At 39.4% G+C, this 15,669-nt stretch carries 20 protein-coding genes; 14 read left to right on the plus strand and 6 right to left on the minus strand.

What is annotated here, in order from left to right:
- Positions 1–69: 69 nt before the first annotated feature.
- Both ctaG and AC3IPL_RS03945 read left to right on the plus strand, forming a co-directional pair.
- A complete protein-coding gene (gene ctaG, locus AC3IPL_RS03940) occupies positions 70–1,026 on the plus strand; it encodes a cytochrome c oxidase assembly factor CtaG (protein ID WP_489241908.1) in 957 nt (318 codons plus the stop codon).
- 9 nt (positions 1,027–1,035) lie between these two features.
- Positions 1,036–1,497 (plus strand): DUF420 domain-containing protein, encoded by a 462-nt coding sequence (locus AC3IPL_RS03945; protein ID WP_489241909.1) that lies wholly within the window; start codon positions 1,036–1,038, stop codon positions 1,495–1,497.
- A gap of 45 nt (positions 1,498–1,542) precedes the next feature.
- Here the strand turns inward: AC3IPL_RS03945 and ytvI are convergent, their stop codons facing one another.
- Complete coding sequence (ytvI, locus tag AC3IPL_RS03950) at positions 1,543–2,592, minus strand: sporulation integral membrane protein YtvI (RefSeq protein WP_489241910.1); 1,050 nt, start codon at positions 2,590–2,592, stop codon at positions 1,543–1,545.
- Positions 2,593–2,637: 45 nt separating this feature from the next.
- Positions 2,638–2,997 (minus strand): YugN family protein, encoded by a 360-nt coding sequence (locus AC3IPL_RS03955; RefSeq protein WP_489241911.1) that lies wholly within the window; start codon positions 2,995–2,997, stop codon positions 2,638–2,640.
- Positions 2,998–3,120: 123 nt separating this feature from the next.
- On the opposite strand from AC3IPL_RS03955, the gene AC3IPL_RS03960 reads away from it, so the two are divergent.
- Positions 3,121–4,182 (plus strand): CAP-associated domain-containing protein, encoded by a 1,062-nt coding sequence (locus AC3IPL_RS03960; RefSeq protein WP_489241913.1) that lies wholly within the window; start codon positions 3,121–3,123, stop codon positions 4,180–4,182.
- Here AC3IPL_RS03960 and AC3IPL_RS03965 read toward each other — a convergent pair.
- The gene (locus tag AC3IPL_RS03965) at positions 4,160–4,651 is read right to left on the minus strand and encodes a PaaI family thioesterase (RefSeq protein ID WP_489241914.1); all 492 of its coding nucleotides are present in this window, start codon (positions 4,649–4,651) and stop codon (positions 4,160–4,162) included. The two genes, AC3IPL_RS03960 and AC3IPL_RS03965, sit on opposite strands and share 23 nt — an antisense overlap.
- Positions 4,652–4,709: 58 nt before the next feature.
- Here AC3IPL_RS03965 and AC3IPL_RS03970 point away from each other — a divergent pair, with 58 nt between their 5' ends.
- A complete protein-coding gene (locus tag AC3IPL_RS03970) occupies positions 4,710–5,138 on the plus strand; it encodes a YlbF/YmcA family competence regulator (RefSeq protein ID WP_489241915.1) in 429 nt (142 codons plus the stop codon).
- Between the two features lie 55 nt (positions 5,139–5,193).
- Here the strand turns inward: AC3IPL_RS03970 and AC3IPL_RS03975 are convergent, their stop codons facing one another.
- Positions 5,194–6,111: a glycerophosphodiester phosphodiesterase family protein gene (locus AC3IPL_RS03975; RefSeq protein ID WP_489241917.1), complete on the minus strand. Its 918-nt coding sequence runs from the start codon at positions 6,109–6,111 to the stop codon at positions 5,194–5,196.
- Positions 6,112–6,196: 85 nt separating this feature from the next.
- On the opposite strand from AC3IPL_RS03975, the gene AC3IPL_RS03980 reads away from it, so the two are divergent.
- Positions 6,197–6,442, plus strand: a complete 246-nt coding sequence (locus AC3IPL_RS03980) for a DUF2129 domain-containing protein (RefSeq protein ID WP_489241918.1) — start codon at positions 6,197–6,199, stop codon at positions 6,440–6,442.
- Here the strand turns inward: AC3IPL_RS03980 and AC3IPL_RS03985 are convergent.
- Positions 6,425–6,814, minus strand: a complete 390-nt coding sequence (locus AC3IPL_RS03985; protein WP_489241920.1) for a DUF7147 family protein — start codon at positions 6,812–6,814, stop codon at positions 6,425–6,427. The two genes, AC3IPL_RS03980 and AC3IPL_RS03985, sit on opposite strands and share 18 nt — an antisense overlap.
- A gap of 38 nt (positions 6,815–6,852) precedes the next feature.
- Between AC3IPL_RS03985 and rsmD the strand changes: the two genes are divergently transcribed.
- Together rsmD and coaD are read left to right on the plus strand one after the other, a co-directional pair.
- Entirely contained in the window at positions 6,853–7,398 is a 546-nt protein-coding gene (rsmD, locus tag AC3IPL_RS03990) for a 16S rRNA (guanine(966)-N(2))-methyltransferase RsmD (protein ID WP_489241921.1), read from the plus strand.
- The gene (coaD, locus tag AC3IPL_RS03995; RefSeq protein ID WP_489241922.1) at positions 7,388–7,876 is read left to right on the plus strand and encodes a pantetheine-phosphate adenylyltransferase; all 489 of its coding nucleotides are present in this window, start codon (positions 7,388–7,390) and stop codon (positions 7,874–7,876) included. The genes rsmD and coaD overlap by 11 nt, the downstream gene beginning before the upstream one ends.
- Here coaD and AC3IPL_RS04000 read toward each other — a convergent pair.
- Positions 7,857–8,951 carry a tRNA(Met) cytidine acetate ligase gene (locus AC3IPL_RS04000; protein ID WP_489241923.1) on the minus strand — a complete coding sequence of 365 codons (1,095 nt, stop codon included), beginning with the start codon at positions 8,949–8,951 and terminating at the stop codon, positions 7,857–7,859. The two genes, coaD and AC3IPL_RS04000, sit on opposite strands and share 20 nt — an antisense overlap.
- Positions 8,952–9,074: 123 nt before the next feature.
- Here AC3IPL_RS04000 and AC3IPL_RS04005 point away from each other — a divergent pair, with 123 nt between their 5' ends.
- The 7 genes from AC3IPL_RS04005 (at position 9,075) to AC3IPL_RS04035 (ending at position 15,669) form a co-directional block, all read left to right on the plus strand.
- Positions 9,075–9,587, plus strand: a complete 513-nt coding sequence (locus AC3IPL_RS04005) for a YceD family protein (protein ID WP_489241925.1) — start codon at positions 9,075–9,077, stop codon at positions 9,585–9,587.
- Positions 9,588–9,618: 31 nt separating this feature from the next.
- Entirely contained in the window at positions 9,619–9,792 is a 174-nt protein-coding gene (gene rpmF / locus AC3IPL_RS04010; RefSeq protein ID WP_149458253.1) for a 50S ribosomal protein L32, read from the plus strand.
- Between the two features lie 179 nt (positions 9,793–9,971).
- The gene (gene bshC, locus AC3IPL_RS04015; RefSeq protein ID WP_489241926.1) at positions 9,972–11,519 is read left to right on the plus strand and encodes a bacillithiol biosynthesis cysteine-adding enzyme BshC; all 1,548 of its coding nucleotides are present in this window, start codon (positions 9,972–9,974) and stop codon (positions 11,517–11,519) included.
- A gap of 158 nt (positions 11,520–11,677) precedes the next feature.
- On the plus strand, positions 11,678–12,109 hold the full coding sequence (gene mraZ / locus AC3IPL_RS04020; RefSeq protein ID WP_489241927.1) for a division/cell wall cluster transcriptional repressor MraZ: 432 nt from the start codon (positions 11,678–11,680) through the stop codon (positions 12,107–12,109).
- A gap of 10 nt (positions 12,110–12,119) precedes the next feature.
- Positions 12,120–13,055, plus strand: coding sequence for a 16S rRNA (cytosine(1402)-N(4))-methyltransferase RsmH (gene rsmH / locus AC3IPL_RS04025; protein ID WP_489241929.1), 936 nt, complete (start codon positions 12,120–12,122; stop codon positions 13,053–13,055).
- 12 nt (positions 13,056–13,067) lie between these two features.
- The gene (gene ftsL, locus AC3IPL_RS04030) at positions 13,068–13,442 is read left to right on the plus strand and encodes a cell division protein FtsL (RefSeq protein ID WP_489241930.1); all 375 of its coding nucleotides are present in this window, start codon (positions 13,068–13,070) and stop codon (positions 13,440–13,442) included.
- Positions 13,429–15,669: a penicillin-binding transpeptidase domain-containing protein gene (locus tag AC3IPL_RS04035; protein ID WP_489241931.1), complete on the plus strand. Its 2,241-nt coding sequence runs from the start codon at positions 13,429–13,431 to the stop codon at positions 15,667–15,669. Before ftsL ends, AC3IPL_RS04035 begins: the two co-directional genes overlap by 14 nt.

The raw sequence follows: 15,669 nt of genomic DNA on the forward strand, positions 1-15,669 counted from the left end.
CGTTATTGTGAGCTTGTCTGCAGTGAGCAATAGTTTATAATGGAATGAGAATATTCTATGGAGTGGTGAATGATGAGTAGTATCAGCTCAATTTCTATATTTGGTTTTCAGGCGAACTGGAGTCCTTACTTTCTTCTTGCTGTTGTTTTAATCTCAACTGTTTATTTCCTTATGGTCACAAAGTGGCGCCATGCGATACCAGATAACCGGCCACTTAAAACATATGAAATCGTATTATTTATCATTGCAATGATATCCATCTATTTATTAAAAGGTGGACCGATCGATCTATTAAGTCATATCGTTTTCAGTTTCCATATGCTGCAGATGGCGTGTCTTTATTTACTTATCGTGCCGCTGCTGTATTTTGCAGTTCCTGCATATTTTATTGACTATATAATTTCGTTGCCAGTTGTCAGACCAATATTTAAATTAATATCCAGCCCTATTATTGCGCTGATTTTATTTAATGGATTGTTCAGTATATATCACTTGCCAGTCGTGCTTGACTTCTTAAAGACAGATGCAATTTTACATGGATTATTTACAATCATATTATCAATTACAGCCTTTGCAATGTGGTTCCCTGTGTTTAATCGTACGAGCCTCCCTGTGAATCAGATTTCGGGACTTCAGAAATTATTATTCGTATTTATGATCGGTGTGTTGCTGACCCCATCTTGTGGTCTCATCATCTTTGCACAGCATCCGATGTATGACACGTATACTAATCCGAAAGCCTGGGTCAATGCGATGAGTCTATGTGTACCGACAGAAACTTTGAATTCAATACTCGCATCAAGCGGTATATCTGGTCCGGAATACTTCACGAATATGTCATCGCTTGAAGATCAACAGACGGGCGGAGTTATCATGAAAGTACTGCAGGAGATTTTCTTTGCTTTCATGCTGTTCTACATTTTCTTCAGCTGGAAACAAAGTGAAGGAACAGATGAAGAAGCGACAACCCAGAGAAGTTTAGAACTTCGACGCCAGGAACAGGCATATTTTAATCAATTCAGATAGGAGTACGTTATGAATTTACCAATTTTACCGACAATCAGTACGACTTTTATTGTACTCAGCGCAATTTTTGTAGCTATTGGCTGGTATCAGATTTCAAAAGGAAACATTGATAATCACCGGAAAGTGATGTTTATTGCTGGTGTATGTGCGCTCACTTTCTTTATCATCTATGCTTCAAGAACTGTTTTTATCGGAAATACGTCGTTTGGCGGTCCTGACAATATCAAGCTGTACTATACCATTTTTCTTATCTTCCATATCACTTTAGCGACGACAGGCGGAGTGATGGGACTGATCAATTTTTGGACAGGTTATAAAAGAAAGCTCAAGCTCCATAGAAAGATAGGGCCGATTACATCGGTGATCTGGTTCTGTACAGCAATTACAGGGGTGGCAGTATATCTTCTGCTCTATGTGTTCTATCACGGCGGAGAAACGACATCAGTCATAAAAGCGATATTAGGACATTAAAAAAGACTTTGAATGGATTACTTTTCCATTCAAAGTCTTTTTAATTTAAATCTTAAAATTGGTTTTGATAGCACCTGACTCAACCAATGTCAGTATAAGTATCAACACAATTGGTCCGACAAAGAAGCCGATGAAGCCCATCAGTTTTAGGCCGATATACATAGCTATTAATGTAGGGAGTGGACTAAGACCAACACCATTGCCCATAATTTTGGGTTCCAGTACTTTGCGTTGAACTAACAGGAATAAAGAGAGTAAAATCAGTTTCAATGCCATGATGTGATCACCTGTTATATATTCATAGAGAGCCCACGGAATCGTAATTCCTGTGGCACCAAGAATTGGCAGTAAATCAACGACACAGATAATCAGACTCATAATCATTGCATTCTCAGGTGTAATAAAGAGCAGGCCGATAAAGGTAAAGACCCATGTTATGAAAGATAATATGAAGGCGGCACGGATCATCCCGAATATTGAGCCGGATATTCTCTGCCATACAAATAATGATTTTTCATAAGTTCGGTCATACATATGATTTCTGAAAAATAATTTGATCTTCGGTATTTCAAGCATGAATAAAAACAACGCCACTAAAAAGACTAAGCTCGAAATCAGCAGTTCTGGAAGTGAAGCAATGAACAATGTAATATTCTCTACATTGAAATAGTTGACGATACCATCTCTCATAGACAATAAGAAATTTTGAACTTCATCATTGATTGTTGTCGTCACACTGTCCGGAAGCACCATATTAATTCTTTCTTCTATCTTATCCCATGCTTTGATGAGACCGTTCATCTTACCCGGTAAATCAATAGCAAACTGAATGATGTTTTCAATTAGTTTGGTCATGAAGAAATAGCTGAAGAGCAGCAGCACACCGATTATCAGTGAATAAATGGCTGTGACACTCCATTTACGGCTGTTAAATTTAAGTTCCAGTCTTCTGATCAATGGTTCAATCATCAATGCCAAGAGCAATGCACCGATCAACGGGATTGAAATAGGCAGGATGAAGTAAATAAATAAAAGTGCAAGTATCGTAATGGTGGTAATTGTTAATGTACGTCTTGTTATCCATTTTTTAAACATGCAGCACCTCAAAAAGAATAATAAAAAAGACGTGGTAGCCACGTCTTAAGCAAGTAATTCACGAAGATCGTTACAAACGTTCATCACTGTGCGTTTACAATGTTCAACCATTGCTTCAGGGAAGTATTCATCCTCACCATATTCAATACCAGTCGGATAATAATGTTTACCTAAATATGGGTCCATCATTTGAAGTTTGGCGTTTCTAGCACCGACATCACCTTCAACTGCGTATCCTGGAATGCGAAGATAAAAGACACCTTCTTCGATCTGATATTTTAAATCGTATGTGACACGCTCATAATCCCAATGACCTCCTAGATTCAAACCATGTTTATTCATCACATGTTGAATCAATGTCTGATCGGCAACTATATTTTCAATTCCTGAATTTTCAAATACCATTGAATAGTCCTCCCTCGTTATGCTCACTTCTCATTTTATGACAAAATGACGTGGCTTGCAATCAGATATTTTTTTCGGTGCAGATATTGTATAATATAATGATAAAAAGGCAGGGAGGGTTCTATGAAAAATATTCTGATAAAATTACTAGCCGTCCTGTTTGCCGGTATTTTTCTTTTCTACTTATTCTATTCTCCCTCATTGAAATTTGATGTACTGGAGAACCCGAAAAAAGAATCCAAACCGACCGAACAAATTGAAGACAGCAATTCACAGCCTGCTAATCCTGAATTAACAAAAGGTATTGGAACATACGTGGGTAAATCAATCGATACCTTTACGAAAAAATATGGCTATCCTAATCGTATTTATCCTTCTAAATACAGCCACGAAAACTATGTTTATCAATCTAAAAATAAATATTATATTCTTGGTGTCAAAGATAAGACCATTGTTATGGTATATGCGACAGGAAAATCAGCAGATACATATCCATTTAAAGTCACTGAAGATGCTGCTCAAATATTCTCCGGCATTTCTATCAATACAGAACCTGTTATTAAAACATCAAAAGGTAAGTATAGGTTTGAACTGTCTGAAGTAGACATTAAGACACAGCTGCTGCTGCAATATGGTACGACTTATTCTCAAGTCTTTATCGATCGATTGTCCAACAAAGTGATGGCTGTCAAATATATGACTGGACCTGCATTGGTTGAAATGCAGCCTTATGCCATGAGTTATAATGGTGACATCATAGAACGTACGCCTGAACAACTCGATCATACCATTGATGAAGTATCTATCAATTCCAATAATGTGCTGACGATGTTTGAACTAACTAACATCATGCGCGAAATCAACGGTAGAAAGCCGCTTGCAACGAATGAACTTATCAATCATACGGCCCAGTTTCAAGTGGCTAAACTCAATAAAAAAACCGAAAAAGTAGTGACTGAAGTTGAGAATGATATCGGCAGACAACTGAAGTCAGAGGATATCAAATACAAAGATTTTGCTCAAAATATCGCTTATAATTTCGAAGATGTGCCAAGTTTAATCAACAGCTGGCTGAACTCAGATGAACATCGAGAACATCTGCTCAATCAAAAATTCAATGAAATGGGCGGTGGAATATCCGGCGGCTATACGTCGCTCGTTTTTATTGAGCGGGCGGATGATTGATAATAAAGAAACTGCCGGTAGCGTAGCCGATCATTTCATCGTCACTATAAACATGGCACGAAACTAGATAAGTCATTGCGCCTTTCTTTAGAATTTCGGCTGTCGCTGTAATTAAATCACCGGTACCTTTTTTCGTGAAGTAAGTGTTCATTTCGTGGGTCACTACACGTTGTGTAACAGGAAGCACTTCATTGCATAGTGTTCCCATCAAAGTGTCCGCAATCATCATCAGTATACCGCCATGTAAAATACCGATGCTGTTGTTCATCAGCTGTGTCCGCTGAACTTGAAGGTAACCGCTGTCTCCTGAAAAAGTCATCTCAAAAGGATATATTTTTTTCATCCATGTATCAGTCGGCCGGCCGTCAAAGTGAGTCAACAGCTGTTGAATGGCAGCCAGTTCAACGGCGTCATTTCGTTCGATGATTTCTTTGAGTTTTGTATCTATTGCAGATTGTAAATCGTTCATAGGATGCTCCTTAACTTTGTGGTATAATGCTTGCTGTAATAGAGAAAGGTTGTGACATATGATTTATGATGATGCTATCTTTGAACTGATGGAACAGGCAGATGAAATTAATCGCATGATTCTCAACAGTGAAAGTTATATTAATTATAAAAACAATACGCTCCAAATGCAAAGGGATCCAGAAGTAACGATGCTGCAGAAGAATTTTCTGAAACTGAAAGACCGGTATGATGAAGTCATGCGTTTCGGTCGTTATCACCCTGATTATATGGATGTCATGCTGAAGACAAGACGCGCAAAAAAAGCGTACGATATGCATCCCGCTGTAGCAGCGGCAAAACAATCTGAAACATCGCTGCAGGCGCTCCTTGATGAAGTCATCGTTATTATATCAGGTTCAATTTCAAGCGACATCAAAGTAGAGAGAGGAAATCCATTCTTTACAACTGACCACCAGTGCGGCGGTGGATGTTCATGTTCAGCATAAGACCATCGAACATGAAAAAAAGACAGACACTGATGTCTGTCTTTTTTCATGAAGATCATTTTCGATATTTTTCATTGATTAAATGGTAGGCAAGGTCTGGACGGTCAGTGACAATAGTATGCGCTCCTTTAATCAGCAGTTCATCCATTTCATCAATCGTATTGATGACCCAGTAACCGACTGGTAGATTAAAAGTCTGCAGATAATTGATGAATTTTTCTGTGTCAAGACGAATACCTTTGAATTGAACCGGAATTTGGAAAGTATCAACTGACGGTTTGTACAGATGACCAAAACCTGTATTGAACAGCAGAAATGCTTTCGTTACTTCTTGACGACTTGCGCCAGTTGCAATTCGTTCATCCCCGTATATTTTGAAACGCTGTACTTGCTCATCACAAAAACTTGTCACAAGAACGCGGTCAAACGCATCTAAATCATGGATCAGCCGGTATAGCAGTGAAGGAACTATTTTACCTGCTGCCGTATCCGAATCATCTTTAATATCGATATTAATTCTCATTTTCGGAAAGGCTTCAATCAGCTCTTTTAATGTTACAATTTTAGCATCTTGATGACCGCGGAACGTGTAATTACCGTGTACGTCCTTGAAATGATAACCAAAATCAAGTGTGCGCAGCTCTGCCAATGTGTGATTAATGACTTTGCCGTTCCCGTTGGACACCCGGTCGACATACGCATCGTGGAAAACAACAATCTCTTCATCCTTAGTCAGACGAACATCAATTTCAAAGCCATCCACTTGAAATGCATGGGCTTCTTTGAACGCTGCCATAGTATTTTCTGGTGCCAGCTTCATGCCACCGCGGTGTGCCAGCACATAAGGAGAGCGTCCGTTAAAATAAGGTTTAATTGTTCTTCTTTCGGTGGATGTGACTGCTTTTGTGATCATGACCGCTCCAACATAGGCGGTAATTGCGGCTAAAACCGTCATTGTTCTTCTTTTATTCAATAAAGTGCCTCCTTAATATTTTACTACTTTATATTTTACCAAAGTTAATGATACTATTAAAGAAACAGTGAGACGAGGTTCAAAGATGAATATAGTTCAAAGAGATCATTTGATCATCTATTTAAAAAGTACTAAATATGAACGCCAAATAAGAAAGTTTGGTCATATAGTCTATTCAAACAAAAAAGGCAAATGGCTGTCTCTCTATATTGACAGAGATAAGACACCGGACATAATGGACCAGCTATTAAAGCTGAAATATGTTCTGGATGTTCAAGTATCACCTTATCACTTACTGGAACGTACGTATGATTCAGTGCATCGGGGGTAGCAGGCGCTGTAATCTAAGGACACCGATCAAATAATTATAATAAAGATCATTTTCATAGAAGTGTTCTTTTGATTTGACTTCCAGCTCACGGATTGTCAGTGACTGCTCAGCCGCCCAGATTTTGATGAAATCGAATCGCTTATTGCTGACAGGATATGGATAGGGTATTGCTTCGAAAATGGAATAGATGGCTTGGAAATTTCCTTGCCGGGAAGGTTTCATAATGATGAGTACACTTGTCTTCGGCTGCTTTTCAAGCGTCGTATGCAGACAGACTATATGATGGATCCTTTCGTGATTGTATGCGATGATTTCCTCAAGTTCGAAGAAATCACTATAGCCTTGCCCAAGTTCGATAAATGATTGTGACATAGTAATCTCCTTTATTAATAATTTAAGTGGGTGAAACAATGCGAGTCATCGCTGGAAAATATAAGAAAAAACAACTTACGGCTGCGAGAGGTATGACCTCGCGGCCAACAACTGATAAAGTAAAAGAAAATATCTTCAATATTTTAGGGCCGCTTTCAGGGAAGGGCCTTGATTTATTTGCTGGAAGCGGTGGTCTTGGTATTGAAGCCATCAGTCGAGGGCTTGATTCGGTTATTTTCGTTGATGGTAGTAACGATGCTGTCAGAGCCATTAAACAGAATCTTGAAACTATTAGCGAACATACAGAAGTATACCGTAATGACGCGCTGAGAGCATTAAAAGCATTAAATAAGCGCGAGATGCAGTTCGATATCATCTTCCTGGATCCTCCTTACCGAAAAGATTTGATCAGTAAGTCTTTGAGTCTGATAGCATCCTACAATCTATTGTCACCTGATGGATTGATTATGTGCGAATGCGACAAAGAAGAAACGATCGACCCGCTCGTATTTGAATGGGTCAAAGAAGAAATTTACGGTTCCATAAAAATCACAATTTTAAGAGGTAGAACAGATGACAATTAGAAAAGCAGTTGTACCCGGTAGTTTTGATCCCATTACACTAGGACATCTGGATATCATCACACGTAGTTCCAAACTGTTTGATGAAATACATGTTTCAGTGCTTCATAACACTAGTAAGACTGGTTTTTTTTCAATTCAGGAACGCGTTCAACTGATCGAAGAGGTGACTAAAGAACTGCCGAATGTTCACGTCGGTTACTTCGAAGGTCTGCTGATTGATTACTGTGAAAAAATCGGTGCTGACACTATCGTCAGAGGACTGAGAGCAGTCAGCGATTTCGAATACGAGATGCAGTTGACGAGTATGAACAAAAAATTAAATGATAACATCGAAACACTTTATATGATGACCAATAACAAATATTCATTCATCAGCTCAAGCATCGCAAAAGAAGTTGCCAAGTTCGGCGGCAATGTGACAGACATTGTCCCGAGTGAAGTAGCTGTGGCACTGCAGACTAAGTACCAGGATAAATAACCGGGGTGTTAAACTCTGTCTGCAGACTACCACTGATTAAATTATGAAGACGTGTGGCTTTCGTTTCAAGTTGAAACAGCGCTGCGTTTTTTTTATTAGTCACTGTATAACACTGGTCATGCGGCAATTCTCTTAAATACTGCCGGCCTTTATCGTTCATCGCCAGCACTCTGACGCCTGAAATGGGTGGATAGCTGTCTTGTTGTGTCATATTGAGCAGTACATAGGACATGAGACGCTGTAGTCTAGTATAAGTATATCGCTTTGTCTTTATCAATTTCATGAATTCAGTGAACGTATCTGCTTCCATCACCATTTTTTGTAGGCGGTGCTCTATTCCTTCAGTCATCATATAGATCCCTCTCAGCTCTTGTGATGACGATGTGATGAGCTTGTACTTCAGCAGCGGGAAAAAATCTTCCCACTGTGTCAACCGTTCTTCAGCCAGAAGCTGCATTGTACGCGGGGGAACGCTATGATCAAATGCAGCGTACTCTAAAGCAGCCTTTCTTATGGCAGTGGCACTGGCAATATGGCTTGTGATTTCTGTATCGTGATATGAATTGTTGATCCGCTGAACAGGGACGATGGTGATTTCAGGGTAATGTATTTCGGCTGCCCTGATATACTGCATGGCCAAAATATTATTTGGAGAAAAGTAATCTCTGTTGTTTTCACCCATCATCCTGGCAAAACTCTTGCCTGAATCGATCACAGCAGGTTCAAAGAGACGATTGGCTGCTGCATGTAAAGAATGGAAGTCAGGCGTCTCTGCCCCAAAAGATAGCGCATCAGCTTGCATCAGCTTAGCAACGGCAATGCCGCCTTCAGCAAAATCATTGGCATAGCTGAGTGCGTAGAACTGAGGAAGTTCGACGATAAGATCACATGATTCTAGTGCCATTTCAGCACGTCTGAATTTATTGATCACAGCAGGCTCCCCTCGCTGCGTAAATTGACCGCTCATAATAGCGATGACAACATCTGACTGAGTCTCTGTTCTCGCTAAAGCAGCCTGATAAGCATGACCGTTATGAAAGGGATTGTATTCAGAAATGATAGCGACTGACTTCATTGAAATTCCCGCCTTTTAAGTTTATAATATTGATTGTATCAAAATTAAGTGTTAAGAAAAAATCTTGACAAAAGTCTATATTTAAAGTTAAAATAAATTTTGTGTTTGTAAGAGGTGAAACCTATGAAATGGTCAATGACACAACTTCGGAAACACCAGGATGCGCCGTTAAGTTTTGAAACTGATATGGAGTTTCCAAATCTTATCAAAAACCTTCAGTTAATTGATTTATCCACTATTCATGTAGACGGGCAGTTAACACCGAAAACAAGTGAAGTTTATGCTGATCTTATCATCACCGGCAGCTATACGATGAGCTGCGCCCGCACATTGGAACCAGTTGAAGTGCCGATTCATATTGAATCCCTTGAAATCTTTGACATGAATGAGTTTGATCTTGATGAGGAATTAAATCGACATGAAATGATTAATGACGTGATCGATATCAAGCCTGTCGTTGAAGAACTGGTTGTATTGAATAAACCGGCCCGTGTCGTTAAAGATGACGTTGAAATGTCATTAACACAAGGCAATGGCTGGGAAGTTGTTGATGAGGATCAGTTAATCCAGGAAGATACACCTAAAGTTGATCCGAGATTTGCGAAACTGCAAGATTTACTTGATAGCAAGTCTTAACGAACAGTCTCAAGTAGAGGAGGAGAAAAAAATGGCAGTACCTAAAAGAAGAACGTCTAAAACAGCTAAAAGAAAACGTCGTACACACTTCAAAATTTCAGTACCAGGCATGGTTGAATGTTCAAGCTGTGGCGAAATGAAATTATCTCACCGCGTATGTCCATCATGTGGATCATATAACGGCAAAGAAGTAGTTGCTAAATAATAACACGGTCTCTTGTTCCGCTCTGGAACAGGAGATTTTTTATTGGACGCTATCAGCGCTATAAATATATCATCCAGCACAGTTATAATGACCTCAAATCAATCATCTTAAGCGGGAAGATGGTATAATTCCTTTAAAGTCATTATACTATTGTAAGAATAACGTGAAGGAGCATCACTATGGAGATTCTAACGGTCAAGGACCAGCAGAAAAGTTACCATGAGGAGTATGTGCCACATCTATTTAAAGAACGTGCAGCACTCACCCCCCATAAACATACACAGCAGTTAGCTGATATTGTTACTGAGTATATGAACCCACTCGGTATCTCTGATGAACAGCGTCATCAATTAACTGAATTAGCAGCAGGGGCGCCGGTTGTCATCGGTGGACAGCAGGCAGGGTTATTCGTCAGCCCTTTGTATACGATACATAAAATAATATCTATCATTGTTCTGGCAAAAGAACAATCAGAACAACTCGCTCAAACGATTGTACCGGTTTTCTGGATTGCCGGTGAGGATCATGATTTCAGCGAAGTCAATCATGCTTATTTATATGACGGAACGCATGTCAAGCTGAACAAAGTGAAAGTAGCGACAAAACGCCAAGTCGAAACATCAGTATCGGACTTCGTACTGACTGATGATGAGAAGTTGGAGACCATCAGAAGCTTTATTAAAGAACTTGATGAAACAGATCGGACGGAAGCTATTTATAACAAACTGGCTGAACTGCCTAATGAATGGACAGATCAATTTAAACAGTTAATTCATGAGCTGTTCAAACAAACAGGACTGCTGCTGATAGACAGCCATTATCAGCCGTTTAGACAGCTGGAGAAAGAAACTTTCAAATATTTACTGAAGAATCATCAGGCAATCAATGAAGCCTTTTTAACAGGTCAACAAAAATCTGTTGACTCAGGTCAGCAGAAAATGATTGAAACAAGTTCTAATGTTCATCTCTTCATGACATATGAAGAACAGCGGCAGCTGCTGAATTTTGCGGATGGCAGATTTACCTTGAATAAATCAGCAGTGACATTTACGGGTGATGAGCTGCTGAATCTTCTGGAGGCAGAGCCGGAATTGTTCTCTAACAATGTCGTTACCCGCCCTGTCATGCAGGAAATGATGTTCAATACACTATGTTTTATAGGTGGTCCTTCTGAAATCAAATACTGGAATGAACTGACTGACATATTCAGTTATATGAAGCGGCCGATGCCGATACTTGTTCCTAGAATGAGAATCACTTATTTGACTCCAAGAATTCAAAAATTGATCGGTCGCTATGAGCTGCAGCTAGAGGATATTTTGACCACAGGTATGAAGCCTTTAGAGCAGCAGTTTTTAAAGAACGAAGAAAATCAGCAGCTGCTGGAAGGGATACAGAACTTAGAGCAGCTGATTGACTTGAAGTTCAATGAGCTGAGTGAGCTTGCTGAGTCTAAACAAGTCACAGCGATTGTCAATTCAAATCTTGAACATCATCGTGAACAGGTTGAGTACTTAAAAAGAGCCTATCATCGTGAAATAAAAATAAAGAATGACATTGTGCTGCGTCATTTCAAGGAGATTGAATTGAACTTAAATCCACGAAATGGTCTGCAGGAAAGAACGTGGCATCCGATACAATTAATCAATGATACAGATTTCTGCATATTTAATGATATTATTGAGCAGTTAATGTATACTAAAAATCAAGTCGTTATAGCTCTGTAACCCTTATGAGTCAGTAGTTTTTAAACCATTATGACAAAAGTCATGATGGTTTTTTTTGAATTTAATATTAAATAAATAATATATTGTGAAAATTTTATTATTTCGGTGGTACAAAGTGGGGGGATGTGGTAAATTATATTTAAGGCAGGGTGATGAGCATGTTCATGGGTGAATATCAGCATCAACTGGATACTAAAGGGCGCATCATTGTACCCGTGAAGTTCCGTGATGAATTATCAGAACATTTTGTTATAACCCGCGGCCTGGACAAATGTCTATTTGGTTATACGCTTTCCGAATGGCAGAAAATCGAAGAGAAGCTAAAAACACTTCCCATCACTAAAAAAGATGCACGTAAATTCATGAGATTGTTTTTCTCAGGAGCTGTTGAAGTTGATCTTGATAAACAAGGTAGAATCAACATTCCGTCACATTTACGAGAATATGCAGAGTTATCCAAAGAATGTATTGTCATCGGTGTTGCTTCCCGTATAGAAATATGGGACAAAGCACAGTGGCAGAAATTTTATGATGAAACTGAAGAACATTACGAAGACATTGCAGAAGAATTGATTGATCTAGATTTTTAGGAGGTAAATTATGTTCCATCACATCACCGTATTATTGCGTGAGACAGTCGATATGCTGGATATTAAAGAAGACGGCATTTATGTCGATTGTACATTAGGTGGTGCGGGCCATAGCTTGTATCTCGTCAAGCAGTTATCTGACAAAGGACGGCTGATTGCCATCGATCAAGACGATCAAGCATTGAATAATGCGTCTGAAGTACTGAAAGATCATATGCATAAAGTGACACTTGTCAAAAATAATTTTAGAAATTTACGAGAAGTACTTGATTCACTGAACATTGATAAAGTGGATGGTATATTGTATGACCTGGGCGTCTCAAGCCCGCAGCTGGATGATGCAGAGAGAGGTTTCAGTTACCATAATGAAGCAAGACTCGATATGCGGATGGATCAGCAGCAGGAATTATCAGCCTACGAGGTCGTCAATGAATGGCCGTATGAAAAATTGGTCAGTATCTTTTATCGGTACGGGGAAGAGAAATTTTCTAAGAACATTGCAAGAAACATTGAAAAATCAAGAGAATTGAAACCTATTGAAACCACTACTGAACTTGTTGATATTATTAAAGATAGCATCCCTGCACCCGCAAGGCGCAAAGGTGGGCATCCGGCGAAAAGAGTTTTTCAGGCCATACGTATTGCGGTAAATGATGAATTAGGTGCATTTGAGTCTTCTATAGAGCAAGCCATCCAGTCAGTAAATAAGGGCGGCAGAATTTCAGTGATCACCTTTCATTCATTGGAAGACCGTATATGTAAACAAATTTTTCTAGAATATGAAAAAGGCCCGGACATTCCAAGAGGCCTGCCTGTTATCCCCGAAGAGTATCAACCTAAAATCAAAAGAGTGAACCGTAAAGCCATTGAATCAACACCAGAAGAACTGGCTGAAAACAACAGAGCAAGAAGTGCGAAGTTACGCGTCGCAGAAGTATTAAAATAGGGGAGTGACAACATGGCAGCTGAATACATAGGCAATAACGTATATGAAATGCCTTATGAGACATATGAGAGCAGCACTAAAGCGACAACAAAAACCCATGTTGTGTCGTTGTCAAAAGTTGAAAAGATGGTCTATTTAACACTTGTAGCAATGATTGCTTTAGCAAGCGTTTATATGCTATCTTTAAAGTACGATGCGTATGAAATGAATGTAAAAATTGCAGCAACAGATAGTAAAATAATTCATCAGCAAAGTGTTAACGGAGAATTGAATTCTGAAGCAATGAAACAATCATCTTATGAGCGTATCTATAGTAAAGCAAAAGCATACGGGCTGAGCTTGAACAATGATAACGTAAAGGTAGTGCAAAAAGATGGCAGCAATTAAAATTAAAAAAAACAAAATAGGAGCAGTCCTCTTAGTATTGTTATTCGGACTGCTCTTTTTTCTATTGATTTTTAAATATTCCTATATCATGCTGACAGGTCATTCTTCCGGAGAGGATTTGTCAATAAAAGCGAGTGAGAAGTACGCAAGAAATATTATTAATCAGCCGAAGCGCGGCGTAATCTATGACAGGAACGGCGAAGTGCTTGCTCAGGACATCAGCTCCTATAAACTCGTTGCTGTACTTGATAAGCGCATGACGAACACAGATAAGTCACCCGCTTACGTCGTTGATAAGAAAAAAACAGCCAGCAAGTTAAGTGAAATCATCGATATGCCGAAAAAGGAAATATACAATCGTCTTATGACTAAAAAAGTGTTTCAAGTGGAATTTGGTAAAGCAGGTAAAGATCTGACTTATGACCAGAAGAAAGAAATAGAAAAATTAAATTTACCTGGATTGACATTTTTCTCGGAGAAGAAGCGGTTTTATCCTAACGGTAATTTTGCTTCACACTTGATTGGCTTTGCTGAAAAAAATCCAGATACAAATAAAATACAAGGCATGCTGGGTACTGAGAAAGTATTTGATTCTTATCTTGCCGGTAAAGCGGGTAAAACTTCATACAAACAAGATATATGGCAGTATGTTCTTCCTAATTCAGGAGACGTCACACCTGCTGTTGACGGGGATGATGTACATCTGACCATTGATAAGAACATTCAGATCTTTGTAGAGGATGCCCTCGATTCCATGGTTAAGCGCTATGAACCGAAAGATTTATTTGCTGTCGTTGCTGATGCAAAAACAGGAGAAGTTCTCGGCTACAGCCAGCGCCCTACATTCAATCCGGAAACGCGGGAAAACTTCGGCACTAAATGGCAGAATGATTTATTCCAGAACACCTATGAACCTGGGTCAACATTTAAAACGTTTGGTTTAGCTGCAGCAATTGAAGAAGGAAAATTCAATCCTAATAAGAAATACAAGTCGGGCAGCAGAAAGATAGAAGGACAGACCATCTATGACTGGAACAAAACAGGCTGGGGCAATATTTCTGAAAATAAAGGGTTCCAGTTGTCATCCAACGTATTAATGATGAACTTGCAGGACAAAGTAGGGATTCCTAAAGCAAAAGAATACTACGAGAAATTCGGATTCGGTAAGTCCACTCAGTCATTGTTTGATAGTGAGGCATCTGGGCATATATCATGGGCGGATCCCCTCAGCCGAAAAGTCTCAGCATTCGGCCAGTCGACTACTGTAACACCTGTGCAGATGATTCAGGCAGAAACAGCTATCTTAAATGAGGGCCAAATGTTAAAACCATTTTACGTCAAGTCCATTACTGATCAGCAAAACAAAGTGCTGTATGAAGGCGAAAAAAAGGTAATCGGTCAGCCGATTTCCAAAGAGACCGCAAAAGAGACGATGAAACAAGTGAAAAGTGTAGTCTATGGCTCTGAGATGCATGCTTACAATTACCGGATAGATGATTATCAGATTGCCGGTAAAACAGGTACTGCTCAAGTTCCTGATACTGAGAATGGTGGATATGTACAAGGAGATAATCCTTATATGGTGAGCTTTATGGGTTACGCACCAGCCGATAAACCTGAAGTGATTGTCTACATGGCTATGTCGCTTGCGCAGAAGAATGCAGCGGAAGCCTATAATCTTGGTGTATCAAAAGGTTATAAACCGCTGATGGAGAATACGCTTAAATATTTGGATGTTGAAAACGGCAAAGAAAAAGGTGAACCTCTGACGACTGAAGTTCCAAAGACGAACGGCCAGTCGATAGAAAAAATCCGGGCTGCTGTAGAAAGTAAATCAGCAGTTCCAGTCATCATCGGTTCTGGTGAAACGGTGAAAGCTACAAGTCCATCAGCCGGTAAGTCAATACTGATTGGTGATAAAGTATTTATCGTCACTGATGGCGAGTTGACGATGCCTGACACGTCAGGCTGGTCAAAACGCGAGCTGCTGCAGTTTGAGCAAATGACGGACGTAGACGTTCAGTTTGATGGCTCGGGTTATGTCGTCAAACAATCTGTTGATGCAGGAGAAAGCATCCAGGCGGGTGACAAAGTGATGGTCAGCATGGATTCGCTTGACCCGTTAAAACAGTCTCCTGCTTATGATGATATAATAGATGCAAACCGAAAAGACGAAGAAAAAATGTTAAGAAAACAGCTTGAAGAAGAAAAAGCTAAACAAAATTAA

Source organism: Macrococcus sp. GL_134, assembly GCF_057834705.1.

Coding starts and splice junctions, on each gene's coding strand:
- ctaG (WP_489241908.1), top strand. CDS start 70: ATGATGAGTAGTATCAGCTCAATTTCTATATTTGGTTTTCAGGCGAAC.
- AC3IPL_RS03945 (WP_489241909.1), top strand. CDS start 1,036: ATGAATTTACCAATTTTACCGACAATCAGTACGACTTTTATTGTACTC.
- ytvI (WP_489241910.1), bottom strand. CDS start 2,592: ATGTTTAAAAAATGGATAACAAGACGTACATTAACAATTACCACCATT.
- AC3IPL_RS03955 (WP_489241911.1), bottom strand. CDS start 2,997: ATGGTATTTGAAAATTCAGGAATTGAAAATATAGTTGCCGATCAGACA.
- AC3IPL_RS03960 (WP_489241913.1), top strand. CDS start 3,121: ATGAAAAATATTCTGATAAAATTACTAGCCGTCCTGTTTGCCGGTATT.
- AC3IPL_RS03965 (WP_489241914.1), bottom strand. CDS start 4,651: ATGAACGATTTACAATCTGCAATAGATACAAAACTCAAAGAAATCATC.
- AC3IPL_RS03970 (WP_489241915.1), top strand. CDS start 4,710: ATGATTTATGATGATGCTATCTTTGAACTGATGGAACAGGCAGATGAA.
- AC3IPL_RS03980 (WP_489241918.1), top strand. CDS start 6,197: ATGAATATAGTTCAAAGAGATCATTTGATCATCTATTTAAAAAGTACT.
- AC3IPL_RS03985 (WP_489241920.1), bottom strand. CDS start 6,814: ATGTCACAATCATTTATCGAACTTGGGCAAGGCTATAGTGATTTCTTC.
- rsmD (WP_489241921.1), top strand. CDS start 6,853: ATGCGAGTCATCGCTGGAAAATATAAGAAAAAACAACTTACGGCTGCG.
- coaD (WP_489241922.1), top strand. CDS start 7,388: ATGACAATTAGAAAAGCAGTTGTACCCGGTAGTTTTGATCCCATTACA.
- AC3IPL_RS04000 (WP_489241923.1), bottom strand. CDS start 8,951: ATGAAGTCAGTCGCTATCATTTCTGAATACAATCCCTTTCATAACGGT.
- AC3IPL_RS04005 (WP_489241925.1), top strand. CDS start 9,075: ATGAAATGGTCAATGACACAACTTCGGAAACACCAGGATGCGCCGTTA.
- rpmF (WP_149458253.1), top strand. CDS start 9,619: ATGGCAGTACCTAAAAGAAGAACGTCTAAAACAGCTAAAAGAAAACGT.
- bshC (WP_489241926.1), top strand. CDS start 9,972: ATGGAGATTCTAACGGTCAAGGACCAGCAGAAAAGTTACCATGAGGAG.
- mraZ (WP_489241927.1), top strand. CDS start 11,678: ATGTTCATGGGTGAATATCAGCATCAACTGGATACTAAAGGGCGCATC.
- rsmH (WP_489241929.1), top strand. CDS start 12,120: ATGTTCCATCACATCACCGTATTATTGCGTGAGACAGTCGATATGCTG.
- ftsL (WP_489241930.1), top strand. CDS start 13,068: ATGGCAGCTGAATACATAGGCAATAACGTATATGAAATGCCTTATGAG.
- AC3IPL_RS04035 (WP_489241931.1), top strand. CDS start 13,429: ATGGCAGCAATTAAAATTAAAAAAAACAAAATAGGAGCAGTCCTCTTA.